Origin of the sequence: Streptococcus gwangjuensis (assembly GCF_028156745.1) — a bacterium.
Taxonomy (GTDB): domain Bacteria; phylum Bacillota; class Bacilli; order Lactobacillales; family Streptococcaceae; genus Streptococcus; species Streptococcus gwangjuense_A.
In genome coordinates, this window is sequence record NZ_JAODJG010000038.1 from 102,830 (window position 1) to 129,299 (window position 26,470).

At 40.8% G+C, this 26,470-nt stretch carries 20 protein-coding genes; 9 read left to right on the plus strand and 11 right to left on the minus strand.

Features of this window, described 5'->3' with window-relative positions; genetic code table 11:
* Nucleotides 1–15 precede the first annotated feature (15 nt).
* The 6 genes from N5909_RS07840 to N5909_RS07865 all read left to right on the plus strand — a co-directional run bounded on the left by N5909_RS07840 (nt 16) and on the right by N5909_RS07865 (nt 7,681).
* The gene (locus N5909_RS07840; protein WP_033681769.1) at nt 16–1,377 is read left to right on the plus strand and encodes an MATE family efflux transporter; all 1,362 of its coding nucleotides are present in this window, start codon (nt 16–18) and stop codon (nt 1,375–1,377) included.
* Nucleotides 1,378–1,530: 153 nt separating this feature from the next.
* Nucleotides 1,531–2,499 (plus strand): thiamine pyrophosphate-dependent dehydrogenase E1 component subunit alpha, encoded by a 969-nt coding sequence (locus tag N5909_RS07845; protein ID WP_271631081.1) that lies wholly within the window; start codon nt 1,531–1,533, stop codon nt 2,497–2,499.
* A 15-nt stretch (nt 2,500–2,514) separates the two neighbouring features.
* On the plus strand, nt 2,515–3,507 hold the full coding sequence (locus tag N5909_RS07850) for an alpha-ketoacid dehydrogenase subunit beta (RefSeq protein WP_033681771.1): 993 nt from the start codon (nt 2,515–2,517) through the stop codon (nt 3,505–3,507).
* 330 nt (nt 3,508–3,837) lie between these two features.
* Nucleotides 3,838–4,881: a dihydrolipoamide acetyltransferase gene (locus tag N5909_RS07855; RefSeq protein WP_033681773.1), complete on the plus strand. Its 1,044-nt coding sequence runs from the start codon at nt 3,838–3,840 to the stop codon at nt 4,879–4,881.
* Nucleotides 4,882–4,926: 45 nt separating this feature from the next.
* A complete protein-coding gene (gene lpdA, locus N5909_RS07860; protein ID WP_033681774.1) occupies nt 4,927–6,630 on the plus strand; it encodes a dihydrolipoyl dehydrogenase in 1,704 nt (567 codons plus the stop codon).
* Between the two features lie 61 nt (nt 6,631–6,691).
* The gene (locus N5909_RS07865; protein WP_033681775.1) at nt 6,692–7,681 is read left to right on the plus strand and encodes a lipoate--protein ligase; all 990 of its coding nucleotides are present in this window, start codon (nt 6,692–6,694) and stop codon (nt 7,679–7,681) included.
* A 73-nt stretch (nt 7,682–7,754) separates the two neighbouring features.
* Here the strand turns inward: N5909_RS07865 and xerS are convergent, their stop codons facing one another.
* The 8 genes from xerS to rexB all read right to left on the minus strand — a co-directional run bounded on the left by xerS (nt 7,755) and on the right by rexB (nt 21,044).
* Entirely contained in the window at nt 7,755–8,825 is a 1,071-nt protein-coding gene (gene xerS, locus N5909_RS07870; protein ID WP_033681777.1) for a tyrosine recombinase XerS, read from the minus strand.
* A 138-nt stretch (nt 8,826–8,963) separates the two neighbouring features.
* Entirely contained in the window at nt 8,964–9,293 is a 330-nt protein-coding gene (locus tag N5909_RS07875; RefSeq protein WP_200872489.1) for a hypothetical protein, read from the minus strand.
* Nucleotides 9,294–9,552: 259 nt separating this feature from the next.
* The gene (locus N5909_RS07880; RefSeq protein ID WP_033681778.1) at nt 9,553–11,103 is read right to left on the minus strand and encodes a ClC family H(+)/Cl(-) exchange transporter; all 1,551 of its coding nucleotides are present in this window, start codon (nt 11,101–11,103) and stop codon (nt 9,553–9,555) included.
* Between the two features lie 16 nt (nt 11,104–11,119).
* On the minus strand, nt 11,120–11,899 hold the full coding sequence (locus N5909_RS07885; RefSeq protein ID WP_033681779.1) for a ribonuclease HII: 780 nt from the start codon (nt 11,897–11,899) through the stop codon (nt 11,120–11,122).
* A complete protein-coding gene (gene ylqF / locus N5909_RS07890; protein ID WP_000201307.1) occupies nt 11,886–12,737 on the minus strand; it encodes a ribosome biogenesis GTPase YlqF in 852 nt (283 codons plus the stop codon). The genes N5909_RS07885 and ylqF overlap by 14 nt, the downstream gene beginning before the upstream one ends.
* Nucleotides 12,738–12,925: 188 nt before the next feature.
* Nucleotides 12,926–14,104 carry a hypothetical protein gene (locus N5909_RS07895; protein ID WP_271631082.1) on the minus strand — a complete coding sequence of 393 codons (1,179 nt, stop codon included), beginning with the start codon at nt 14,102–14,104 and terminating at the stop codon, nt 12,926–12,928.
* Nucleotides 14,105–14,121: 17 nt separating this feature from the next.
* Nucleotides 14,122–17,772, minus strand: coding sequence for a helicase-exonuclease AddAB subunit AddA (gene addA / locus N5909_RS07900; protein WP_033681781.1), 3,651 nt, complete (start codon nt 17,770–17,772; stop codon nt 14,122–14,124).
* Entirely contained in the window at nt 17,769–21,044 is a 3,276-nt protein-coding gene (rexB, locus tag N5909_RS07905) for an ATP-dependent nuclease subunit B (protein WP_033682039.1), read from the minus strand. Before rexB ends, addA begins: the two co-directional genes overlap by 4 nt.
* 117 nt (nt 21,045–21,161) lie before the next feature.
* Here rexB and N5909_RS07910 point away from each other — a divergent pair, with 117 nt between their 5' ends.
* From N5909_RS07910 to N5909_RS07920, 3 genes are all read left to right on the plus strand, one after another.
* Nucleotides 21,162–21,971 (plus strand): Cof-type HAD-IIB family hydrolase, encoded by an 810-nt coding sequence (locus tag N5909_RS07910; RefSeq protein ID WP_033681783.1) that lies wholly within the window; start codon nt 21,162–21,164, stop codon nt 21,969–21,971.
* A gap of 141 nt (nt 21,972–22,112) precedes the next feature.
* Nucleotides 22,113–23,021, plus strand: coding sequence for an ATP-binding cassette domain-containing protein (locus N5909_RS07915; protein ID WP_033681785.1), 909 nt, complete (start codon nt 22,113–22,115; stop codon nt 23,019–23,021).
* 10 nt (nt 23,022–23,031) lie between these two features.
* Nucleotides 23,032–23,784, plus strand: coding sequence for an ABC transporter permease (locus N5909_RS07920; protein WP_033681786.1), 753 nt, complete (start codon nt 23,032–23,034; stop codon nt 23,782–23,784).
* Between the two features lie 38 nt (nt 23,785–23,822).
* On the opposite strand, the gene N5909_RS07925 is transcribed toward N5909_RS07920, so the two are convergent.
* The 3 genes from N5909_RS07925 to aguB all read right to left on the minus strand — a co-directional run bounded on the left by N5909_RS07925 (nt 23,823) and on the right by aguB (nt 26,466).
* Nucleotides 23,823–24,701 (minus strand): sensor histidine kinase, encoded by an 879-nt coding sequence (locus tag N5909_RS07925; protein WP_033681788.1) that lies wholly within the window; start codon nt 24,699–24,701, stop codon nt 23,823–23,825.
* Nucleotides 24,698–25,399, minus strand: a complete 702-nt coding sequence (locus tag N5909_RS07930; RefSeq protein WP_033681790.1) for a response regulator transcription factor — start codon at nt 25,397–25,399, stop codon at nt 24,698–24,700. The genes N5909_RS07925 and N5909_RS07930 overlap by 4 nt, the downstream gene beginning before the upstream one ends.
* A 191-nt stretch (nt 25,400–25,590) precedes the next feature.
* Nucleotides 25,591–26,466: an N-carbamoylputrescine amidase gene (gene aguB / locus N5909_RS07935; protein WP_271631083.1), complete on the minus strand. Its 876-nt coding sequence runs from the start codon at nt 26,464–26,466 to the stop codon at nt 25,591–25,593.
* Between the last annotated feature and the right edge of the window lie 4 nt (nt 26,467–26,470).

Genomic DNA, 26,470 nt, shown 5'->3' on the forward strand with positions numbered 1-26,470 from the left:
GAATAGAGAGCTTATATGTACCAGACCCATCATTTTAAAGACAAGTTTATCTTATTTTTAAAGATATTTTTCCCTATCCTGATTTATCAATTTGCCAATTATTCTGCCTCCTTTGTTGATACGACTATGACAGGTCAATACAGTACCATGGACTTGGCTGGTGTGTCTATGGCAACCAGTATCTGGAATCCTTTCTTTACATTCCTAACAGGGATTGTATCGGCCTTGGTGCCTATCATTGGTCACCATCTTGGGCGAGGCAAAAAGGAAGAAGTGGCGTCTGATTTTTACCAGTTTATCTATCTGGCCTTGGGACTATCTATGGTCTTACTGGGGATGGTACTTTTCTTGGCACCACCAATCTTGAATCATCTTGGACTAGAAGCACCAGTGGCGGCAGTAGCAGTTCGCTATCTCTGGTTTTTATCTATCGGAATTATCCCCTTGTTGCTCTTTAGTGTCATTCGTTCCTTGCTGGATTCGCTGGGCTTGACCAAACTGTCCATGTACCTTATGCTTTTGTTACTTCCTCTCAATAGTGGATTTAATTATCTCTTGATTTTCGGAGCCGTTGGTGTTCCAGAACTGGGAGGTGCTGGTTCTGGTTTAGGTACTTCTTTAGCCTACTGGGTCTTGCTGGGAATTTCTGTTCTGGTTCTATTTAAACAGGAGAAGCTCAAAGCCCTACATCTTGAGAAACGAATTCCACTTAATATGGATAAAATCAAGGAAGGAGTTCGATTGGGTCTGCCTATTGGGGGAACTGTCTTCGCGGAGGTGGCTATCTTTTCTGTGGTTGGCTTGATTATGGCTAAGTTCTCATCCTTGATTATCGCTAGTCACCAGTCAGCTATGAATTTTTCAACTCTCATGTACGCCTTTCCTATGAGCATCTCATCTGCTATGGCTATTGTTGTTTCCTATGAAGTGGGAGCCAAGCGATTTAATGATGCGAAAACCTATATTAGTTTAGGAAGATGGACTGCCCTTATTTTTGCAGGCTTCACCTTATCTTTCCTTTACATTTTTAGGGGAAATGTGGCCAGTCTTTATGGTAACGACCCAGAATTTATCGATCTGACAGCGCGTTTTTTGACTTATAGTCTTTTCTTCCAGTTAGCAGATACCTTTGCGGCACCGCTTCAGGGAATTTTGCGGGGGTATAAGGATACAGTGATTCCTTTTTACCTTGGTTTGGTTGGTTATTGGGGTGTAGCAATCCCAGTAGCTATGGTCTTTGATTCCCTAACAGATTTTGGAGCTTATTCTTACTGGATTGGTTTGATTATTAGTCTAATCATAAGTGGGGCTCTCTACCGTTGGCGTTTAACTGTGATTATGAAGAGATTTGAATCTGTAGTACAATCTAAATTCTAAAAAGTTTGTGAAAAAATATTCTTTGTAAGAAAATCCCTTGTTTTCATGGGGTTTTCTTTTTTATTTTGTGAAATTTTTTTTAGAAAAACTTTGACAGTATTTGCCAAAAACGGTAAAATAGTAAGGTAAGAAGAAAGTTAGAAAGGCAAGAAGATGTCAATTTTAGATAAAAATCTTTTGCTAGAGATGTTCCGTAAGATGGAAGAAATCCGTCGTATGGACTTAAAAATTGCGCAATTAGTAAAGAAAGGGAAAGTGCCAGGAATGACTCACTTTTCTGTTGGAGAAGAGGCAGCTAACGTGGGTGCTATGTTGGCTCTCAATCCAGATGATCTAATTACCTCAAACCACCGTGGTCACGGACAAGCTATTGCCAAAGGAATTGACCTCAATGGAATGATGGCTGAAATCCTAGGTAAATACACTGGAACTTGTAAAGGTAAAGGTGGTTCTATGCATATCGCCGACCTTGATGCTGGTAACCTTGGTGCCAATGGTATCGTAGGTGGTGGTATGGGGATCGCTGTCGGTGCAGCCCTTAGTCAACAAATGCAACATACTGGAAAAATCGTAGTCTGCTTCTTTGGAGATGGTGCGACCAACGAAGGTGTTTTCCACGAAGCAGTAAATATGGCCTCTATCTGGAAACTCCCAGTCATTTTCTATTGCATTAACAACGGTTATGGAATCTCTGCGGATATCAAGAAAATGACTAATGTAGAACATATCCATCAACGTAGCGCTGCTTATGGAATTCCTGGAATGTTCATCGAAGATGGAAACAATGTCATCGACGTTTATGAAGGATTTAAGAAAGCCGTAGATCATGTTCGTGGTGGCAACGGTCCAGTCTTGATTGAAAGTGTTACTTATCGCTGGCTTGGTCACTCATCATCTGACCCTGGTAAATATCGTACGCGTGAAGAAGTGGAATTGTGGAAACAAAAAGACCCAATCGAAAACCTTCGCAAGTACCTCATTGAAAATAACATTGCAAGTGCCGAAGAATTGGAAGAAATCCAAGCGCAAGTCAAGGAAGCAGTAGAAGCTTCTGTTAAATTTGCAGAGGAAAGTCCATTCCCACCGCTTGAATCAGCATTTGAAGATATTTACGCAGACTAAGGAGAAAGAGATAAAATGGAAACAAAAACAATGTCCTTCCGTGACACCATTATCCTTGCTATGTCTGAGGAAATGCGTCGCGATGAAAATGTGTTCTTGATGGGAGAAGATGTCGGCGTCTTTGGAGGAGACTTCGGAACTTCTGTTGGAATGCTCGAAGAATTTGGTCCAGAACGTATTCGTGATTGTCCGATTTCTGAAGCTGCTATCTCTGGAGCAGCAGCAGGAGCAGCCATGACAGGACTTCGTCCAATCGTTGATATGACCTTCATGGACTTCTCGGTTATTGCCATGGACAATATCGTCAACCAAGCTGCTAAAACACGTTACATGTTTGGTGGTAAAGGTCAGGTTCCAATGACTGTACGTTGTGCAGCTGGTAATGGAGTTGGATCTGCAGCCCAGCACTCACAATCTCTAGAGTCTTGGTTCACTCATATCCCAGGACTTAAGGTTGTGGCACCCGGAACACCTGCAGACATGAAAGGACTGCTCAAGTCTTCTATCCGTGATAACAACCCAGTTATCATTCTTGAATACAAGTCAGAATTTAACCAAAAAGGGGAAGTGCCAGTTGATCCAGACTACACAATTCCACTTGGGGTTGGGGAAATCAAACGCGAAGGAACGGATGTAACAGTTGTTACTTATGGAAAAATGCTTCGCCGTGTGGTTCAAGCAGCTGAAGAATTAGCAGAAGAAGGCATTTCAGTTGAAATTGTTGACCCACGTACCCTTGTTCCGCTTGATAAGGATATCATCATTAACTCAGTTAAGAAGACTGGTAAAGTTGTTCTGGTCAACGATGCCCACAAAACAAGCGGCTATATCGGTGAGATTTCAGCAATTATTTCAGAATCAGAAGCATTTGACTATCTAGATGCACCAATCCGCCGTTGTGCAGGAGAAGATGTGCCAATGCCTTATGCACAAAACCTAGAAAATGCAATGATTCCAACAGTTGAAAGCATCAAAGATGCCATCCGTAAAACATATAACAAAGAATAGAATTGCATAAGATAAATTATGTAAATAAAATAAAGCTGACGAGAAACTTTGTATCTTTTAGGTGCAGAGCTATTCGTCCTTAATATTTTAGATTAGAGAATGGGCTAAAAGTTCGGAAAAAGGATAAATCTCCTTGACTTCATCGAAGTCTGCGTTGATTTCCTATTTTTCGGTCGCTTTTAAACGCCCTTAGTATCATATAATTGAATTCGGACGGAGGTCTGCGAAAAAAAAGATAGATTCCTTTGTGTTCATTGAACACATTGTCAATCTCCTGTTTTTTCATTGCCCTCTTCGTCCTTAATATCTTAGTATAGAATTGGAGAGGTCATGGCTGATGACAAGCTAAGAGCGACTCCTGCAGCTAGAAAGTTAGCGGATGATTTAGGGATCAATCTCTACAACGTTTCTGGCTCAGGTGCAAACGGTCGTGTCCACAAAGAAGACGTGGAAACTTATAAAGACACAAACGTGGTTCGCATTTCGCCACTTGCAAAACGAATTGCCCTCGAACATAACATTGCTTGGCAGGAAATCCAAGGAACGGGTCATCGTGGTAAAATCATGAAGAAGGATGTTTTGGCCTTCCTTCCTGAAAATATCGAAAACGATACCATCAAATCTCCTGCCCAGATTGAAAAAGTGGAAGAAGTTCCTGATAATGTAACACCATACGGTGAAATTGAACGTATTCCAATGACACCAATGCGTAAGGTTATTGCCCAACGTATGGTTGAATCTTACCTAACTGCTCCAACCTTCACCCTTAACTATGAAGTTGATATGACGGAAATGTTGGCTCTTCGTAAGAAGGTTCTGGAGCCAATCATGGAAGCAACTGGGAAGAAGACTACTGTAACAGACCTTCTTTCGCTTGCGGTTGTTAAGACCCTTATGAAACATCCATACATCAACGCTTCATTGACAGAAGATGGCAAGACCATTATCACTCATAACTATGTCAACCTTGCCATGGCAGTTGGTATGGATAATGGATTGATGACACCTGTTGTTTACAATGCTGAAAAACTAAGCTTGTCAGAGTTGGTCGTAGCCTTCAAAGACGTCATTGGTCGTACCTTGGATGGTAAATTGGCTCCAAGTGAACTGCAAAATTCAACATTTACAATCAGTAACTTGGGAATGTTTGGCGTGCAGTCCTTTGGTCCTATCATTAACCAACCAAACTCAGCTATCCTTGGTGTGAGTTCGACAATTGAGAAGCCAGTTGTCGTCAATGGTGAAATTGTGATTCGCCCTATTATGAGCCTAGGATTAACCATTGACCACCGTGTTGTAGATGGTATGGCTGGTGCTAAGTTTATGAAGGACTTGAAAGAATTGATTGAAAATCCAATCTCAATGTTGATTTAAGAACAAGAGTATTCATTTTTAAGATATAGATAAAGGAAGGAAGACATGGCCTTAGAAGTAATTATGCCGAAAGCCGGCGTGGATATGACAGAAGGACAAATCGTCCAATGGAATAAAAAAGTCGGAGAATTTGTAAAAGAAGGAGAAATCCTTTTGGAAATCATGACTGACAAAGTCAGCATGGAATTGGAAGCTGAAGAAGATGGATACTTGATTGCTATCCTCAAAGGAGATGGGGAAACAGTCCCTGTAACGGAAGTTATCGGTTACCTTGGCGAAGAAGGGGAAAATATCCCAACAGCTGGAGCCGTAGCGGCAGAAGCTAGCCCAGCACCTGCAGCAAGTGCCTCAAACGATGATGGTAAGAGCGATGATGCCTTTGATATCGTTGTGATTGGTGGAGGTCCTGCTGGTTATGTTGCAGCCATTAAAGCTGCCCAACTTGGCGGTAAGGTTGCCCTCATTGAGAAATCTGAACTTGGTGGAACGTGCTTGAACCGTGGATGTATTCCAACCAAGACCTACCTTCATAACGCTGAAATTATCGAAAACATCGGTCATGCCGCAAACCGTGGTATCGTCATCGAAAATCCTAACTTCACTGTTGATATGGAAAAACTTTTAGAAACTAAATCTAAAGTTGTTAATACTCTTGTTGGTGGTGTTGCAGGACTTCTTCGTAGCTACGGAGTTACTGTTCATAAGGGTATCGGCACTATTACTAAAGACAAGAATGTCTTGGTAAATGGTTCTGAATTGCTTGAAACCAAGAAAATCATCCTTGCCGGTGGTTCAAAAGTCAGCAAGATCAACGTCCCTGGTATGGAATCTCCACTTGTCATGACTAGTGATGACATTCTTGAAATGAATGAAGTACCAGAAAGCCTTGTTATCATCGGTGGTGGAGTTGTCGGTATCGAACTCGGTCAAGCCTTCATGACATTTGGTTCAAAAGTGACTGTTATCGAAATGATGGATCGTATCGTACCAGCTATGGATGCTGAAGTTTCTAAGAACCTTCGCTTGATCCTTGAACGTAAAGGAATGACCATCTTGACTGGTACTAAACTGCAAGAAATCATCGAGGAAAATGGTCAACTTCGTATCAAGGTTGAAGGAAAAGATGATATCATCGCAAACAAAGCTCTTCTTTCAATCGGTCGTGTGCCAGATCTTGAAGGTATCGGAGAGGTTGAGTTTGAATTGGATCGTGGTCGTATCAAGGTTAACGAATACATGGAAACTTCTGTTCCAGACATTTATGCACCAGGTGACATCAACGGTACTAAGATGTTAGCTCACGCAGCCTTCCGTATGGGTGAAGTTGCCGCTGAAAATGCTCTTAAAGGAAATCATGCTGTCGCCAAATTGAACTTGACTCCAGCAGCAATCTACACTCTTCCTGAAGTAGCAGCAGTCGGTTTAACAGAAGAGCAAGCTCGTGAGAAATATGATGTTGCTATCGGTAAATTCAACTTTGCAGCTAACGGTCGTGCCATTGCATCAGATGCGGCTCAAGGTTTCGTAAAAGTTATCGCTGATAAGAAATACGGGGAAATCCTTGGTGTTCATATCATTGGTCCTGCAGCTGCGGAATTGATCAATGAAGCGTCAAGCATTATTGAAATGGAAATTACTGTTGAAGAAATGCTGAAGACTATCCACGGACACCCAACCTACTCTGAGGTAATGTACGAAGCATTTGCGGATGTTCTAGGAATGGCCATCCATTCACCTAAGAAAAAATAAAAGAAAGATAGAATAGACTGGAAAATATATTTCCAGTCTCTATCGTATAAGAAGGTATCTCATGAAATACATTATCAATCATTCAAACGACACCGCTTTTAATATTGCCCTGGAAGAATATGCCTTTAAACATCTTTTGGATGAGGATCAAATCTTCCTTCTTTGGATTAACAAACCATCGATCATTGTTGGTCGTCACCAGAACACTGTCGAAGAAATCAACCGTAATTATGTTCGAGAAAATGGCATTGAGGTGGTCCGCCGTATCAGCGGTGGTGGAGCTGTTTATCACGATCTAAACAACCTCAACTATACGATTATCTCAAAAGAAGATGAAAACAAGGCTTTTGACTTTAAGAGCTTCTCAACTCCAGTTATCAATACACTGGCTCAACTTGGAGTTAAAGCTGAGTTCACAGGCCGTAATGACTTAGAGATTGATGGCAAGAAATTCTGTGGCAATGCCCAAGCCTATATCAACGGCCGTATCATGCACCACGGTTGCTTGCTCTTTGACGTTGATTTGTCAGTCCTAGCAAATGCACTTAAGGTTTCAAAGGACAAATTTGAATCAAAAGGTGTGAAATCGGTTCGTGCCCGTGTAACTAATATTGTCAATGAATTGCCAGAAAAAATCACAGTCGAAGAATTCCGTGATCTACTCTTGGAATACATGAAAAAAGAGTACCCTGAAATGACAGAATACGTTTTTTCTGAGGAAGAATTGGCTGAAATCAACCGTATCAAAGATACCAAGTTTGGAACTTGGGACTGGAACTACGGTAAATCACCTGAATTTAACGTCCGTCGTGGAACAAAATTCACCAGTGGTAAAGTGGAAGTCTTTGCTAATGTTCTCGAATCAAAAATCCAAGACATCAAGATTTATGGGGATTTCTTTGGAATCGAAGACGTTGCTGCAGTAGAAGATGTCCTGCGTGGGGTGAAATACGAACGCGAAGATGTCCTCAAAGCGCTAGAAACCATTGATATTACACGCTACTTCGCTGGTATTAGCCGTGAAGAAATCGCTGAGGCGGTAGTTGGATAAATCAAAAAGAAGTTGGTTGTAGGACCAGCTTCTTTTTTAAAAACCATACATTACATAATTTAATTTATGTAGTTTATAAACTGTCTAGAGCATTCTTTTGTTCATCATTAACGATATGGGTATAGAGGTCAGTGACTTGTGTACTGGCGTGTCCTAGCTGATGGCTGACCAAAACTTGCGATTTAGTTGCGTCATAGAGCCTAGTTGCTAGGGTATGGCGGAGTTTGTGGGGAGTTACACGCACTTTGAAGTCCTCAGAGTACTTAGCAACCATCTTTTCCACGCTGGAAGAATCGATACGATTGGGAACACCTCTATAGAGTGTTAAAAAAAGGGCTGTATCCGTCTTTTCCGTCTTATAGCGTTGATTTCGAATTGCTAGATAATTCTCTAGATAAGGCTTAGCAAAAGCAGCGACATTGACCGAGTCACGTTTGCCACCTTTTCGAGTGACATCAATAACCATCATCTTGAGATTGAGGTCCCTTATATCCAGATTAACAGCTTCAGATAAGCGGACACCAGATGCCAAGAGAAGAGCTATAATCGCCAAATCACGTTCCTTATTTTTGTTGAATGATGAGAGAGCACGATTTGAGAGCTGTTGGGGGTACTCTTGATCGATATAAGTTAGGAAACCTTCTGTTTCATCACCAAGAAAGAGTTTTTGCTTGATGTTTTCAGCTCTGGCAGCAAGTGTTTCTTTCTTTTTCTTAGTTGAAACTTTCTTCATTACATTACGATAGAAATAAGGTTCCCCCTGATCGTTTTCAACTTCCTCAGTCAAATACTTATAAAGACTAGAAAGTGCTGACAAAGTCCGATTGATGGTTGTCTGAGAAACTCCTTGCTTGGTTGTATTAGCATTCAGCAAAGGACGTTCACGTAGGTAAAGGATAAAAGATTCCATATTTTTCTTAGACATATTTTCCAAGACAGATAAAGGAATATCAGACGTTTTATCGGCGTTTGAAATACCAGACTCCAAAACCCAGTTAAAAAATCGATCGTATTCCTTGAGGTATTCGTACAAGGTTGTAAAACTGTAGGGAACGGCAAGCTTAGATTGGTAGTATTCCAAAACATACCAGGGCATGATTTGTTTTAGTTTGTCGATTCGTTCTAGTAAAATCTCACGTTTCATGTATTTTCTCCATAAATCAGTCTACTAGTAGTATAGCATAGACTTATTTATTTTTCAAGAAAATTATAGTTTTTCGGAAAGATGTTATAGAGCGCATAGATGCAAAGAAAACTATATAACCATACGAAAAATTCTTCTTTATACATCATCATACTTGACTAACATATTAGGTATTTTTGTTTCAAGACTCTTGCGGACTTTTCCTTGTATTGCAGTGTCCATTTGGCTGTTAATACTTGTTATTATTGCTTTAGTATCTCTTGCAATTGTTTTCGACTTTTGGTCAAAACTTGATTTTATTTTAACTTTAGCTCCCCAAGCATCTGACGGAATTGATGCATATGAAGAGTCGGTTATATGAACTTCCTCAATCCCTTCATAGGAATTCTTTAAGGTATTTACCAAACTAACTTCATATTCTCTATTTCGACGCTCTTCTTTGGATTTTCCTAACATCATGCTAAACATAAAAACACCTCCTGCTGTGATTATTGCGAGTAACAAAACGATTAGCAGCCTTTTATAATTTTTTTAGTGCTGGAATTGTTCATTTAAGTTTTTCTCCTTTTTTCTTATTGTACTATAACCTAGAATAATTTAATCATTTTTATAATATATTATAATATTTCTAACAATAAATAACCGACCTCATTGCTGAGAATCGGTTTTCTAATATGTTTAATTAAGGAATTATTTTTTACATAATGTAAATTATGTAAAAAAACTTCTACAACAACAAATCTTTGACTTTCCCAATTTCACTTTTTGGAATAACTAAATGAATCATATCGCCGAGATACATTCTGGTTGAGCCGTTAACTGTTTGACTCTTACCATTATGGACTTGAGTAGTGATGAGTACGTTATGTGGTAAGTTGAGTTCATGAACCTGTTTTCCAGCGATTTTGTCTGACACAGGAATTTCAATGAGGGTGACTTCTCCTTCATCTGTCGCTTCTTCAGGTAGCATTTTTTCTAGCATGGCCTCATAGACTGGCGCACCCTTGAGTAGATCCATGACGATGTAGGCAATTAAGGTAACTAACCCAAGTGGCATGAGGTTGCGAATATCCCCTACCATCTCAGTTACGAGTATCATAGCAGTTAAGGGAGCCTTAGATATTGCTCCAAAATAGCCACTCATTCCTAGAATGACAAATATAGGGAATTGCTCCTGACTGACAAGCCCAAGATTGACACAAATAACACCAACTAGGGCACCAAGCAAGGAACCAAGCGCCAAAATTGGTAGGAAAATTCCTCCTGGAAGACCACTTCCATAGCTAATCATGCTCCAAACAAAGCGAATCAAAAAGTAAACTAATAGAACTTGGAAACTAAAATTTTGCTCAGTTAGGGAAAGAACCAGCTGATTTCCACCACCAAGGATTTGGGGTAAGAAGATACCGACTGGGATGATGAGAATGAAAGCCAGAATTGGATAATAAGCTCTATCCAAACGGATTTTTTGACCAAGCCAGTCATAAACTCTACCAACATTGAGCACAGCTTTCTCATAGAGAAAACCAGATAGTCCAAGAAAAACTCCCATAAGGAGGTAAATCCAATACTGATCTAGGGTCATGAGTGGGATGTTGTCTGGCATGTCCAGTACGGGTGTTAAGCCAAATATGAGTAGTGAGACAAAGTTTGCTACGAGACTGGCTGCTAGAGTGGAAACCCAGAAAAAGCGAGAAAAATGGTGATAAACTTCTTCTACGACAAAGAGAAGTCCTGCAATTGGTGCATTAAAGGCTGCGGCTAATCCTGCTGCAGCTCCACTTGCAATAAGGGAACGTTCCTCAACTGGACTGGATTTGAGCCACTTAGCAATTCCTTTACCGCCGACAGCTCCAAGTTGAATACTTGGTCCTTCACGCCCCAGCATGAGTCCACTGGCAATTGCAAAAATTCCTAGAACATATTTTTTCCAAAGAACGCCCCACCAGTTGAGGGTCATGAGTCCCTTTAATTCAGCTTCGACTTGAGGAATTCCTGAGCCTTTGATATCTTTTTCTGACCGTGTTAATTTCGCACTGAGCCAACAAACTATTAAATAAAATAGACCAATGATAAAAAGATTGCGCACTAGGTGCGCTTGATCTTGATAAAGTCCTTGTATCAGGTGGAAGCCTTTTTCGATTAAAAACCGAAAAGATCCAACGATAATTCCAACAACGAGACCAACAATGATTCCTCGTCCAACTTGGGATAATATAGTACTTGAGGCAAAGGCAAATTCTTTCTTGGAGCTGAGTGTTTCTGACTGTTCCTCCATAATCATTCCTTCTAACTTAACTTTCTTTTTCTCCCAAAACCAGTGATTTAACGGGTTCAAAGCTGGTTCGGTGAATTGGGGTAACTCCTAGTTTTGTGAGGCCTTCCAGGTGTTTAACTGTTCCATATCCTGCATTAGCAGTAAAGTCATAGCCAGGGAACTGCTGGTCGTATTCCTTCATCAATTCATCACGTGTCACCTTGGCTACTATAGAAGCCGCTGCAATGGAGAGGGAATTGGCATCTCCTTTGATGATAGATGTTTGTGAAATTGGCAAATCCAGTTTCATGGCATCTATCAAAAGGTGCTCAGGTTGAGGACTGAGCTGGGAGATTGCTTCCTTCATAGCTAGTTTGGTTGCTTCATAGATATTGACTTGGTCGATGACCTGATTATCCATGATACCAATGCCAATTGACAAGGCTTGGTCTTGAATGGCTTGATAAATTTCTAAATGTTTCTTTTTAGGAATTTTCTTGCTGTCGTTGAGGCCTCTAATCTTACAATTTTTAGGCAAAATAACGGCTGCAGCAACTACAGGTCCAGCCAGAGGACCACGGCCAACCTCGTCAACACCTGCTATCAAGGTCAATCCTTGCTTGTAAAGTTCTTTTTCGTAGGAAAGCATGGATTCCAAACGAAGATCCTCATCCAATTCTGCCTGAATGGCTTTTTTACGCTTGCTGATTTCCTTTTGAACTCCAGAGCGATTATCCTTTTCAAGCTCCCAAAAAATAGGGCTATCAAGTTCCTTGACCGTAGCAAGTAGTTCTTTGATTTCTTTAATCGTCGCCATCGAGGTCTTCCAATGTATCTAAGGTATAGTTACCGAGTTTGCCATCGCGGACTTCCTTCACGAAGAGACTGTAAAAGCGGTCATAGTCATCTCGGAAACCGAGAGCACGGGTCATATCCATAATAATAACAGGCGCTTCTTCCTCAATTTTCATTTGTTTGAAGCGTTCAGCCAACTTTTCTGGATAATGTTCTTTGAAATAATTGAGACCAAAAATAGTTACCTCATCCATAGGAAGCAACTGGTCTTTAATAGCTCCAGTCAAGGCCAACTTAAGCGCAACAGTTTCATCCTCAAACTTAGGCCAGAGAATACCCGGTGTATCCAAGATTTCCAGGTCTTTATTGGTTTTGAGCCATTGTTGCCCCTTGGTAACACCTGGTTTATTGCCGACAACGGCAATTTTCTTACCAGCTAAACGGTTCATTAGAGTAGATTTACCAGCGTTTGGAATCCCAATAATCATGGTACGCAAGGTTTCAATCTTGATGCCGCGTTCCTTCTGGCGAGCAATCTTATCCGCCATGAGTTTCTTGGCCGCATCTGTTACAACTTTTACAGTCACTTGCTCTTTGGAGTTGATAGCAAGAGTCTGAATTCCTTGTGATTCAAAATATTGACGCCATTCCTTGGTCATTGCTGGATCAGCCAAGTCTGCCTTATTTAAAATCAAGAGTTTTGGTTTATCACCAACGATTTTGGTCAACATAGGATTTTGACTAGATAAAGGTAAGCGTGCATCCACCAAAATCGTCACAAAATCAACAAATTTTAAATTTTCCTGAACCTGTCGACGCGCTTTAGACATGTGACCAGGAAACCATTGAATAGTAGCCATAATATATCTCCTTCGGATTGAAAAGATTGTAAAAACGTTTTCTTTCTTATCTTCTATTCTATCATAAATTATCCTTTTTTGCACTAGCTTTTGTTTGTAATAGATGCTTTTTAAAGGAATAATAATTTCAAATCCACTTGATTTATATATTAACTTTATATAAAATTCTAAGACTTATATATTTAGTTTTAGATGAGTATTCGAGATAAAAATGGGACTATGCAATTTGTCAAAATTCCTTCTATCCAGCTTTCTTGTGCTGAAGAGAGATGCTCTGCTTGAAGGCTTTCTTTTAGAAAATCTCGAACTTGTTCTGGTGCAATTTCAAACTCAAAGGCTTTCATTTTATAGAAAAAGTCAAGCAGATGGTCTGACAGATATTCAGTTGAAAAGGGCACTTCTCCACTTTTTCGATATTCTAATAAGAGTCGAGCAAAGCGGGATTTTTCGTCAGGAAGCTCACGGAAATAGGAATTGAGGAGCCAAGTCTGCTTCTGCTTTCTTTCAATTGGATCCTGACTGGCAATTCGTTGGTCTTTTTCCAACTCTTTTTGGTATTGTTTGGCCTTGATAGCACGTTCTGTTCGATTTTTACCAAAAAGAATTTTCTCCCACTTGCGTTCTTCTTGGGTTAGGGTTTCTGTAAAGCCAAAGTAATCCTGATAAGCACGCTCCGCTGGGCCCATGGCTAGGACTAGATTATCTGCATACTGCTTGGCGATTTTATCCCTCTTCTTGCGCTCTTTCTCTGCCTGGATACGGAGTTCTTGTTCGTAGTCAATTTTCTCCTTACCTAGCTTGACAAGGTAGAGTTGGTCATCTGGTTTTCCAAGTAAAAAGGGTTTGATACACTTTTCAAGTACTTCTTCCATACGAGCCTTCTTCTTGGGCTCTGCCTTTGTCCAACTTCCTCCTTGAAAGACTTCTAGGAAGAGCTGATGGTCTTTCTCAGGTGAGAACTGATTGCCACGATTAGGCTTGAAAACACCTTTTTCCCAGAGCCATTTTAGAAGTCGCTCGTCAAAGTCACTTTTATTGACCTTGATTTTTTCTTTTTTCTGGGCTTTTCTGGTCAGATTTTCGACCTTTCTGAGTAGTTTTTCTTCCTCTTCTAGTTGCTGGTCAAGGCTTAATCGATGAAAATGCCGAACACAATCGCTACCTATCGGAAAGAGGCGTTGGCCGGTGACACCGTTAAAGAGTTCGTAAGCGTACTTGATGGCATTTCCACAGACACAATTGCTACGGCCGATACCGTTAAAAATCAAGGAAACTTCATTCCATTCCTTGGTAGCTTGTTCCCAAGTATCAGCTTTTGAAGCCTGTAAAACCGCATCATGTAGGGATTTTCTAACTGGAAGTGTCATGAGGTCTCCTTTCTAGATTATACTTTTACAACTTGAACCTCGTCTTTACCGAGTAAAATCAAGTATTTCTCAATATTTTCAATCGAATAGGCTCGAGATAAAGCCTCTCCGTATAGGGTTAACTGACCACGATAGCGATCTATGAGTTGACTTGAGTCATCATAGCGGTCTGTCTTGTAGTCGAAAAGAACGATTCTATCCTCATAAAGCAAATAGCCGTCCAAGATTCCACGAACAACGAAATCTTCCTGACTCTTTTGGTCTCGTTTGAGCATGGAGAAAGGTTGCTCGCGATAGAGACGGTCGGTATTAGCAAGAATTTCCTGACCGAGCGCTGTGTCAAAGAATGCAAGAATTTTAACAAGATTGATCTTGTCTCTGACAGCTGGGATGGTTTGAACTTGTTTAAGAGTTTCTGTCAGGCTAGCAAGGTTTGGTTGCTGGCTGAGGTCAATTCTCTGCATGAGTTCGTGGGTAGCACTACCAATCTCAGCTCCTGTTACCTTTTCTTTGGTTGAAAAATCTGGTAAATCAAAGCTGATTTTTTTGTCTATTGACTGGCTTTGACCTGCAATCTCAACACCTTCCATATCCATAACAGGTTCGTAGAATTTCTTGATTTGACTTGGGGTTTGAACACTAGGGAGTTTAATGGCTGCACGGTGAAGAGTATTATAAACTTCCACCTCTTTCAGCATTTCAAGGGCTTCTTTGATGGTTTCTGACTGACGGTTATCTGCTTGAGAGCTATCTTGGAGAGGGCTCTTGTTTTCCAACTCTCCGATAGCTTCTCTGGTCAACTGATCTTCTCCAACAAAACGATAACTAAAGTTGAGATGATCCTTGGCAAACACTTTGCTGATAGCCCAAATCCAATCTTGGAAATTCTTGGCTTGGAGTCTAGTAGTGCTATTTAGTTTTCCATTTTTAGCCGCTGGGTATTCCTTGGCTTCCAGCTTTTCACGAGAACCTTTACCGACAAGATAAAGCTTTTTCTCAGCCCGCGTCATGGCAACATACAGTAGACGCATTTGCTCAGAATAGCTTGCCAGCTGTAATTCTTCTTCGTTCTGTCTATAGGTCAGACTAGGAATGGAGAGTTTGATGGTTTTAGGATAGTGATCTTCCACTGCTCCTGTCTCCATTTTGGCAATATATTTGACACCAAGACCATTTTTACGACTGAGAATGACCTCTGACATAGAGTCTTGCTTATTGAAATCTTGATCCATATTGAGGATAAAGACGTAAGGAAACTCCAGCCCTTTACTTTTGTGAATGGTCATGAGCTCTACTGCATCTTTTGGCGGTGCGACGGCCACGCTTGCAAGATCATGCTGGGCTTCTAAGACTTGGTTAATCATACCAATAAAACGTGACAAGCCCTTGAAATTGCTCTTTTCAAACTGGTCTGCTCTCAAAGCTAGGGCATAGAGATTGGCCTGTCTAGTAGGACCATTTGGCAAAGCCCCAACATAATCATAATAAAAACGGTCGTTGTAAATCTTCCAAATCAGGTCATAGAGGGAGTGCGTTTTGGTATACAAGCGCCAAGAATCCAAGATATCCATGAATTGCTTTAGTTTCTCAGCTAGAGCTGAGTGAATCAAGCCTTTTTGGCTACTTACCTGTTTTTGAGTATTTACTAGTTTCTCATAGAGATTTTCGTGGACTTTATCCTCTGCTTTCTGAAGAGATAAACGTGCTAACTCGTCCTCATCAAAACCAAACATTGGAGACTTCATAAGAGCAACCAAGGCATAGTCTTGCAGGGGATTGTGAATGACACGAAGGGTTTCTAGCATGACTTGTACTTCTAGAGATTGGAGATAGTTGTTTTGCTCTCCGTCGGTTTTGACAGGAATCCCGTACTCAGACAGGGCAAGTAGAATTTGATCATTACGACTACGACTAGAGGTCAAAAGGGCAATTTCTTTAAAGGCAACACCTTGTTCCTGATGGAGTTTCAGGATCGCCTTGATGACTAAGCGCATCTCACCAGTGAGTTTCGTTTCTGCCTGATCCTCTTCTTCCTCACCTGTGTCATACTTGTCGTAGAGGAGAAATTCTGCCTTGTTGTCAGGATTTGGAGTCAGTTTGGTATTGGCAAAAACAAGCTGGTGCATGTTATCATAGTTGATTTCGCCGACCTCTTGGTCCATGAGACGTTCAAAAACATCATTGGTTGCTGACAGCACTTCTGAACTACTACGGAAATTTTCCTTGAGGAGAATGAGCTTGCCCTCATTTGGATTTTGCGCATAGCGTTGGAATTTCTCATTGAAAATCTGCGGATCTGCCTGACGGAAACGATAAATGGACTGCTTGATATCTCCTACCATAAAGCGATTGTGGCCATTAGACAGCAATTCTAGCATCCGTTCTTGAATATGGTTGGTATCCTGATACTCATCAACCATGACTTCATGGAAGCGCTCCTGATAAGCCTCACGGACTTGCGGAAAATTCTCTAAAATCTCAATGGTGTAATGGCTGATATCAGCGAATTCAAAGGCATTTTCCTGGCGTTTGCGTTCACGATAAGCTTCCACAAAATCACTCATGAAAGACTGGAAGGTTTTAGCTAGCTCCCAAGTGTCTCCATGATAACGTTCTTGATAATCGAGAATGGTTATCTGGTCTGCTAGTTGTCCTAGTTTAGCAAACTGGGTCTTTCTCTTTTCATTGTAGGCATCGACCAGTGGTTTCAAATCAGCCTTGCGACTGGCATTTGTCAGAGCCCGACCATTTTTCTCTTTCGAAATTGCGACAACACGCGCAAGCACTGCTTGATAAGCCTGACTATCGGACTCCTGATTCAAGGAGCTAATTTCGTCTAGAATCAACTGAACATTTTCTAGATAAGCAGCCTTTGGAAACTCCTTGGCATCATTATCCAGATGGTAACGGAAGAAACTTTCCAAGTCCCAAAGCGCCTGTTTGATTTGCTCAGTTAGTTTTTCTTTTTCACTGGTAAAATCAGCTTTTTCAAAGCCTTTGAGGAAAGATTCATTCAGCCATTTCTGAGGATTACTAGTGGATTGGAGGAAGTCATAAATTTTATAGACTTGCTGGCGCAGACCCCGTTCATCTTTTCCACGTCCAGCAAAATTTTTCAGCAAATGGCTAAACTTCTTTTTCTGTTTACCTTGGTAATGGACTTCAAAGACCTCATGGAAGACTTCGTTTTTTAGAAGGAGTTGCTCACTTTGGTTTTGTAAAATCCTGAAATTAGGCGCAATGTCAATCAGATAACCATGTTTACCAAGGAATTTTTGTGTGAAAGAGTCCATGGTTCCGATGGCAGCGTTGGGGAGGTCTGCCAACTGGCGACCCAAGTGTTGTTTGAGGTCGACATCACTACTTTCTTGGATTTGTTGGCTGATTTTTTTCTCCAAACGTTCCTTAAGTTCAGTCGCAGCCTTGACGGTAAAGGTTGAGATAAAGAGTTGAGAAATTTCGACACCACGCGCCAGTTGGTCCAGAATACGCTCGGCCATGACAAAAGTCTTCCCAGAACCAGCCGACGCTGAAACGAGGATATTCTGACCAGAAGTGTAGATAGCTTCGATTTGCTCGGCAGTTTTCTTTTGTTCCTTACTCGAATTTGCTTCTGCTTCTTGCAGTTTTTGAATTTCCTTCTCAGTTAAAAAGGGAATAGGCTTCATCGATTCAACTCCTCTCTTATTTTTTCAAACCAAGCTTGCTTGAGTTTTTCTCCGACCAGACGTTTGCCGTCAGCCAAGTCTAACTTCTCTAGGAAACGGGCTTGACCCAAGTGGTAATTGGCTTCAAACCCTGTAATGGCTTGGTGTTGCTGGACGTATGGGGCAATACTTCTGCCATTTTCGGTATAAGGATTAATGGCGAACTGACCTTCTAAAATCTTCTCAGCTGCTTTCTTGTAAAGATGGGCATTGTAGTCCAGTAGGAGCTGGAATTCCTCATCCGTCAGCTGATTAGCCTTGTTTTTGTTGTAAAATTCGCCCAAATGACTACTTTCTTTTTCTAAAAAGAGTCCTTGGTATTTCATAGACTTGCTGGCTTCTACTACTGCACCTGCCAGACTTTTAACGGTCATCAGAGATTGGACAGGCTCAGCCATTTCCAAGTACATGGCACCGAAAAAGCTCTGCTCCCCTTCTCTTTTTAGGGCAGCTAGGTAGGTTGGCAACTGGGAATTGAGCCCATTAAAGAAATGAGGAAACTGGAACTGAGTTAGACTGGATTTGTAGTCTACCACTCCAATCGCTCCATCAGCTTTCAATCGGTCAATGCGGTCAACTTTGCCTCGTACAAAGACACTGCGTCCATTGTCCAATTGAATAAAGGCTTGCTCTTTCCCACCGAAATTCGCTTCCTCTTTGATGGTTTCGATGGCTGGATTGTGACGGAGAATATGGCCAGTCGTCCGTGCAACATCAAGTAGAACTTCCTTGGTAAACTGGGCTTCCAAACTTTCCTGATAAATTGCTTCAAATTCGCGTTCTTGACTAGTTTCTTGGATAGCTTGTTCTAGACGTTTGTCAAAGGAATCTTCGTTAGGCAACTGCAAAGTACGTTCAAAGATACGGTGCAAGAAATTTCCGTGACTGCGGGCATCAGGACGCAGGCGTAATTCTTCTTGCAAGCCTAAAACGTAGCGAAGAAAATAACTGTATTCATTGCGATAAAACTCCGTCAAACCAGAGGTGGACAGGTAAAACTCCTGATCAGTAGGATAGAGAGCTTGTAAGGTATCCTTGGCTAAGGGCATGCTACTTGGGCTGGTTGGAAGGGCTGGATTTTCCAAACCTTGCTGGTCTAGTTTTTTACCCATGACACGCGCCAGAACCTTGACAAAGGTCAAATCTTGCTCAGTATCACTCGTCTCGCCCTGCTGGTGATAGGCAACCAGACTGGACAAAAGACTGTGATATGACCCCATATCTTCCTTAGACAGCCCTTTGTGATTCATCCTCTTCTCTTTCCTGCTAAATCCAAAATGAACTAGCTCTTGAAGATAAGTTGATTCCTTGCTTTCACTTTCATTAAAAAGGCTTGGAGCCGACAAGACCAACTGCTTACGAGCAGAATTGACCAAGGAAAGCATAGTGTAGCGATTTTTCTTGAGATTTTCACTGCTGGCAATCAGCAATTGAACGCCTTCTTCGGTTGCTTGGTTTAAGCTTTGTCTTTCTTCATCAGTTAAAAGACTGGTATTTTGCGCGATTTTTGGTAAATTGTCCTGAGTCAACCCAATAGCGTAGACAAAGTCAGCGGTCAAAGGCGCAATCAAATCGTAACTCTGCACCAGGACGGTATCCACTGTTGCTGGAATGGTACGATACTGAGACAAACTCATTCCAGAATGGAGCAAGGCTAAGAAGTCCTCTAGACTAACCTGTGAAGCAGCAAAAACGGTCGCAAATTGTTCTAAAATATGACAGAAAGCCTTCCAAACTTCGGCTTGTCTTTCCTGTTCAAGAGCTTCCATAGTAGCTGTCAAATCTTGCAACTGCTTGGTCACCGCTCCTTCTTTTAGAAAGACATTCCATTTTTGTAGGAGATTTTCAGCTTTCTGTTTTCGACTGGCAAAGAGAGTTTCAAGAGGGGTTAAAATACGCAGACGAAGGGAATTCAAACGTTCCAAATCAAATTTTCCATGGTGGGACTTGGTGAAGGCTTGCTGAAAGGCTGGCAAGCCATTGATACCAAGATAGCGGATATATTGCTCAAAAGCATCAATATCAGCCTGACTAAGGTCGGTATATAAACCAGTTCTGAGAATGTTAATTAAATCCTCCTGACGGAAACGATAGCGTTTCAAAGCCAAAATAGACTCGACAAACTGAGTCAAGGGATGGTGCGCCATGGATTCGCTTCTACCAAGATAAAAAGGAATCTGATACTGGTCAAAAATCGTTTTTAGAGATAATTGATAAGAAGCTGCATCCCCCAAGAGGATACGAAAATGCTTGTAACTCAGATCTGAGTTCTCATGTAATTTCTGACGAATGCTACGGGTCACCAACTCCAACTCTTCTTTTTGAGTCAAGCAAGACCAGATTTGCAGGTTTTCACGGTCCTCATCATCGACATCCAAGGTGAGTTCTGAAAAGTCATAAGAAGACTCCAACAAACGAGAGGCCTTGTCAAAACTATCCATTTTCTCATGGGTCTGAGAACAGTCTTGAGCAGGTGTTTGGTATTTAGAGGCTAGATGATGGAGAAACTCCACACTGGCTTGGTAGAGATTGCCCTCACTAAAAGGACTAGTATAAGCTTTCTTACTAGCATAAACCCCAATAACAATCTCAACACCCTTGCTATGAAGTAGGTCCACAATTCGCTCTTCTTCGGCAGAAAAACGGGTAAATCCATCAATAACCAAGGCGATTTGAGTAAAATCACTACTAACTTTGTCATTCTCAATAGCTTCAATCAAATGGGACAATTGACTTCCCTGAGCCAACTGACCTTGATTTAGATAGGCCGTTACTTTCTCAAAAATCAAGAGCAAATCGGCTCTCTTGTCTTCATCAGTCAAACTTTCCAAATCTAAAAAACTCATCTGAGCCTTGGTCATCTCGTGATACAGTTCAATCAACTGCTGGATAAATTGAGGATCCTGCTTGATAGCTCCATAAACACGTAAATCCTTAGGATCAAGTTCGGCAAGGCATTTGTAAAAGGCCATCCCAAGACCAATATCATCAAGACTGGTTTTGACAGGCAAATCATTCAAAATCAGATAACGAGCCATTTGCGCAAAGCGCGTGACAGTAATCGCAAAAGAAGCCTGATGGAACAAGCATTCCAGCACGGCGCGTTCCTTTTCAAAAGAAAGAGAGTTAGGAGCGATATAGAAGACTCGCTTGCCAGCAGCAACTAACTGCTCCGACTCTCTGGTTAGAATTTCTGTCAAAGAAGTCCGAATATCAGTATAAAGTAATTTCATCTTAGCCTCGTTGGAATTTTTCATTACTTTTTATTATACCATGATTAGTCCAAAGATTCCTCCTCCTTTCCTCTAAAATATGCTATAATAATACCAAAAGATAAAGAAGGAAGACCTATGATTAAACTACTAGCCTTGGATATGGACGGAACCCTCCTCAATGAAGCCAAGGAAATCCCACAAGCTCATATTACTGCTATTCACCAAGCTATTGAAAAAGGTGTCAAACTGGTTCTCTGTACGGGTCGCCCGCTTTTCGGTGTCCTCCCCTACTATAAAAAACTGGGACTAGACCTCCAGAATGAGTACGTTATTGTGAACAACGGTTGCTCAACTCATCAAACGAGCGACTGGAGCTTAGTTGACTGGCAAGAACTCAGTCCAGCTGACATCGAATACCTCTATGACCTTGCTGAAAAAAGTGAGGTTCAGTTGACACTTTTTGACGAGGAGCATTATTTTGTCCTCGGTGGCAAGCCCAATCAAGTTATCCAAAATGATGCTAAACTAGTCTTTTCAGACCTGACTGAAATTTCCCTTGAGGAAGCGACCAGTGGCAAGTATCGTATGTTCCAAGGTATGTTTTTGGGAACAAAAGAACAAACAGACGATTTTGAGCAGCGTTTTGCTGGGGAACTCTGCCAACGTTTTAGCGGAGTTCGTTCGCAGCCTGTTATTTATGAAGCGATGCCGCTTGGAACGACAAAGGCTACTGCTCTTTCTCGACTAGCTGAGATTTTGAAGATTGATTCCTCAGAAATCATGGCCATGGGCGATGCCAATAACGATATCGAAATGCTCCAGTTTGCAGGACTTGGCATTGCAATGGGAAATGCCAGCGATTATGTCAAATCCCTAGCTGATGACGTTACAGCAAGCAACGAAGAAGACGGTGTTGCGCGTGCGATTGAGAAATATATTTTATAATCAAGAAGCCCAGTTCATACCAACTGGGTTTTGATATTTAAGAATTCCTAAAACTTTAGAAACTCTTTAGAAATCCTTGAGCTTTCTTTGATTTCTATACTTTATACTAAAGTTAACAAAATAAATCAAAAGGAGAGAATCATGAAAACAGTACTTGACATTCATGGATTGTCCAAAAACTTTGACAAACAAGCTATCCTTCAGGATCTTCATCTAACGATAAGAGAGGGAGATATTTATGGACTTATCGGGAAGAATGGAGCTGGGAAAACCACCTTAATCAAAATCATTACGCAACTACTGTTTGCAGATAAAGGAACTGTTTCCCTCTTTTCTAGTCAATCGGAAAATGAGTGGACCAAGTCTCTATCTCGAGTAGGTTCAGTGATTGAATCACCTGTAGCTCATAATCACTTAACAGCTTACCAAAATCTGAAATATTATTGTATGATTCGTCATATTCCAAATGCTGATCAAGTCATTCGAGAAACGCTGGACTATGTAGGTTTGCCAGATACAGGTAAAAAAGTCTTTCGTGATTTCTCGCTAGGAATGAAACAAAGACTTGGTATTGCCATTGCCCTCCTATCCAAACCAGATTTCCTAATCTTAGATGAACCTATCAATGGTCTCGACCCAATCGGTATCAAAGAATTTCGACTCATGATTCAACGACTCAATCAAGAACAAGGGATCACCATTCTCATCTCTAGCCATATCTTGTCAGAACTCTACCTCGTAGCTAATCGTTTTGGTATTTTAGATCAAGGCAAGATTATTCGTGAAATCAGTAAAGTTGAATTTGAAACACTAAGTGAGGATTATATTGTTCTTAAGACAGCTGATCAAGAGAAAGCTTGTCAAGTATTGAAAGAACAAATTCAGCTCCAGTTCAAGGTTGTTAATCCTGAAAACGAAATTCACATCTTTGGTCAGGAACAAGATGTCAAACAGATTCTCAAGGAATTAACCTTGGCAGATGTCGCTATTGACGAGATTTACTACGCCCGTCAAAACCTAGAAGAATACTTCACACAATTGGTCGAATAGGAGGAAAATCATGATACATACCATTCAAGCAGACTTTTACCGTCTTTTCCGTTCCAAAGGATTCTGGATTACAGAGTTCATTCTCTTTTCTCTCATGCTAATGGGCGCAAGTATTGGAGCTACTGGCCATCTGATGGCAATCCAGACAGAAGAGCCAGAAATTCCAACCCATGGTTGGGACGGTGTACAAGCCCTGATTAACGCATCTAGTCAAGGTTCAAACCTCGTTTTTCTCTGTATTGTTCTAACTTGTCTAGTTTTAGGTGTTGATTTAATCGGAAAGCTCTATAAAAATAGTTTGACAGTAGGGATTTCTCGTACAGAGTTTTTCCTTGCCAAAGCCGTTGTACTGGCTTGTATTGCACTTTTGCAACTTATCATCAGCCTTGTGATTGCCTTTATTCCAGCAACTATCTTAAATGGATTTGGAACTATGCCTGATGGCTTTATCGGCAATCTACTGGTAACCATTTTCCTTCAATTTCTTTGCCTCCTTGCTTGGCTTTCCATTGTTTCCTTCATTCTCTATGTTAGTCATTCTTATCTTGCAGTATTTATTGGGTATTTGGTCAGCTCTATCTTACTTTCTATGCCAATGCTCATTTTTCCAAATATCAAAATTTTGCCATATTTGTCCTTGCAATTTACCTATGCTATGACTGCTAATAGTGAGTCAATTCTCTACACACTTATAGTTAGCTTAGCTGTTATTGTAATCTTTAATCTAAGTGGACTGGCAGTTTTCAAAAAGAAAAGTCTATAAAAAAGACCTCCTCTAGCCTACAGAGGAGGTTTATTTCTTTAAAAGTAAATGAAAACCGATAACCATTGCCCATCTGTACTTAGTTTCATCTCTGCACCGAGAAGATGGCATAATTCCTCAGTGATATAAAGGCCTAAACCAGAGGATTCTTCCGTGTCTGATAGATTTTCAGAATAAAAACGGTTGCTGAGATTTTCTATTCTTTTGATGGGTTGTTTGACAAGGTTTGCAATCTCTAAGACAAGATGTTCCTTTTCCTTTCTTAAAGATAGACGTGCTTCTTCCTTGCCATGCTTGAGAACATTTCCAAGCAGATTTTGTAAAATTCGATCCAGTAAGTCTTCATCAGTCCTCATTTTCAGACCAGCTTCAACCTGAAAATCAAGCGTGATATTTGCCGCCTGAAAAACATCATAATAAGCCAGAGTCTTTTTGGTGATAAAAGCTGAAAGATCCACTTCTTCCAGTTTCGGTTTGACAGCCCCTTCCATCAAACGACGATATTCTAGAAGAGCCTCCAAACGTTTAGAAACTAAATCAAGATGCTGGGCTATTTTTTGTAAGGTTTCTGATTTGTCTCCAGGAGTTTTTATCAATTGTTGGGTGTAGCCTGAAGCGATAGTCAGAGGCGTCCGAATATCATGGGCGATATTGCTGATGGCCATATCCAGAGTCTGTTTTTCCCTTTTCATAACCAATCGAGATTGCTCTACTTCCTGAAATAGATTCTCAATCTGCTGATAGAGATGTAAAAAATGTTTGGAAAAAATGCTGACCCCTACTCTTTTCATACTACCTGTGAGAATCTTATCTTCAATCTGTTGACTCAAGTTTTTAAGTGCTAGATGGTATCGAATCAATGAAATCGATAAAATAATCAGGAGTACCAATAGAACAAAGATTATTATGTAGGTCATTGCTTGTCTCCTTTTAATCTTACCCCAACGCCCCAGATAGTTTCAATATATTCTTGATTTGGGTCAAGCTGGTTTAATTTTTTACGAAGATTACTCAAATGCGTATTGAGGGTATTATCTCCAGGTAGATAGCTCTCATCCCAAACCAATTCATAAAGTTCTTCTTTGGTGAAAATTTTCTTAGGATGTTTGAGGAGAGTTTGGAGAATCAAGTATTCTTTCTTGGCAAGGCGAATCGTTTCCTGACTATTTTTGATTTCAAAACTTTCTGCATCAAACTGGATATTTTTCAAGTTTTGTGGCAGATTTTCAGTTTTTTCTTGTTGTATAGGTTGTTTTTCTACACTTTGACGTAATTGAACAGTGACTCTAGCAAAGACTTCATCCAAATCAAAAGGTTTTACTATGTAATCATTGGCACCGTCTAAGAGGTATTGACTGATTAACTTCTTATCGCTCAAAGCTGTTAGCATAATGACTGGAATTTGACTTTGTTCCCTGATGGCTTTTAAAACCTGATCCCCATTTTTCCCAGGAAGCATGATATCTAGCAAAACGAGTTCAATCCCACCTTGGTCAAAAAGCATGATTCCTTCAGTTCCTGAAAAGGCTTGAATCACCTCATGCTCCTCGGTAAGAAGTGTTCGCAAAATTTCTTGAATGTCACTATTGTCTTCAATAACCAATATCCTAGCCATAAACACCAACCTTTCTGCAACTATTATAGCATGTTTTATTGATAAAGATTAAACAGAAAAGCTCCTCGCATAAAAGCGCGAGAAAGCCTTAGAGGGTTAAAATATAAAATCCATTTACTAGATGACCTAGTATCCCTATAGTTGCTAACAAGAAGTTAGTCTAGCAGAATGAATCTCTCATTTCTCCCCTACTAGTCCGTAATACCTTGATACATTTCGGGTCTTCTATCTCGAAACAAGCCCCAGTTTAGGCGTTCGCTTGCTCCCTTATCTAGGTCATAAGTTGCTAACAGAACAGCTTCTTCTTGTCTTTCAGCTCGTTCTAGAATAGCTCCTGTTTCATCCGTCATAAAGGATGAACCGTAAAAGTCAAGACTGGAACTCTGTCCACCATTTTCCTCACTTGGAGCGACTTCTTCCAAGCCATAGCGATTGGCTGCAATAACTGGAACAATATTTGCTGCTGCGTGTCCTTGCATGGTACGTTGCCAATGACCACAACTATCCGTATCCAAAATTGGCTCTGAACCGATAGCCGTTGGATAAAAGAGCAATTCAGCCCCATTCAATGCAAGACAGCGCGCTGTTTCAGGGAACCATTGATCCCAACAGATACCAATACCAATCTTAGCGTAGCGCGTATCCCAGACCTTGAAACCTGTGTTGCCAGGAGTAAAGTAAAATTTCTCTTGATAGTAATGATCGTCAGGAATGTGAGTCTTCCGATAAACACCTAGCACCTCCCCATCTGCATCAATAACTGCAATAGAATTATACAAGACATTGCCATCTTTTTCATAGAAACTGATCGGTAAAACAACTTGTAGTTCCTTAGCAATCACCATAAAATGCTGAATGGCAGTATTTTCTGTCACCGACTGGGCATGCTGGTAGTAGTCATACTGACGTTCCTGACAAAAGTATGGACGTTCAAACAACTCGGGCAAGAGAATAATTTGTGCGCCTTGTTCTGCTGCCTGACGTACTAAACGCTCTGCTGTTTGGATATTTGTTGCCACATCCTTAGCGCATTGCATCTGAATGGCTGAAACTTTTACATTTCTCATCTTT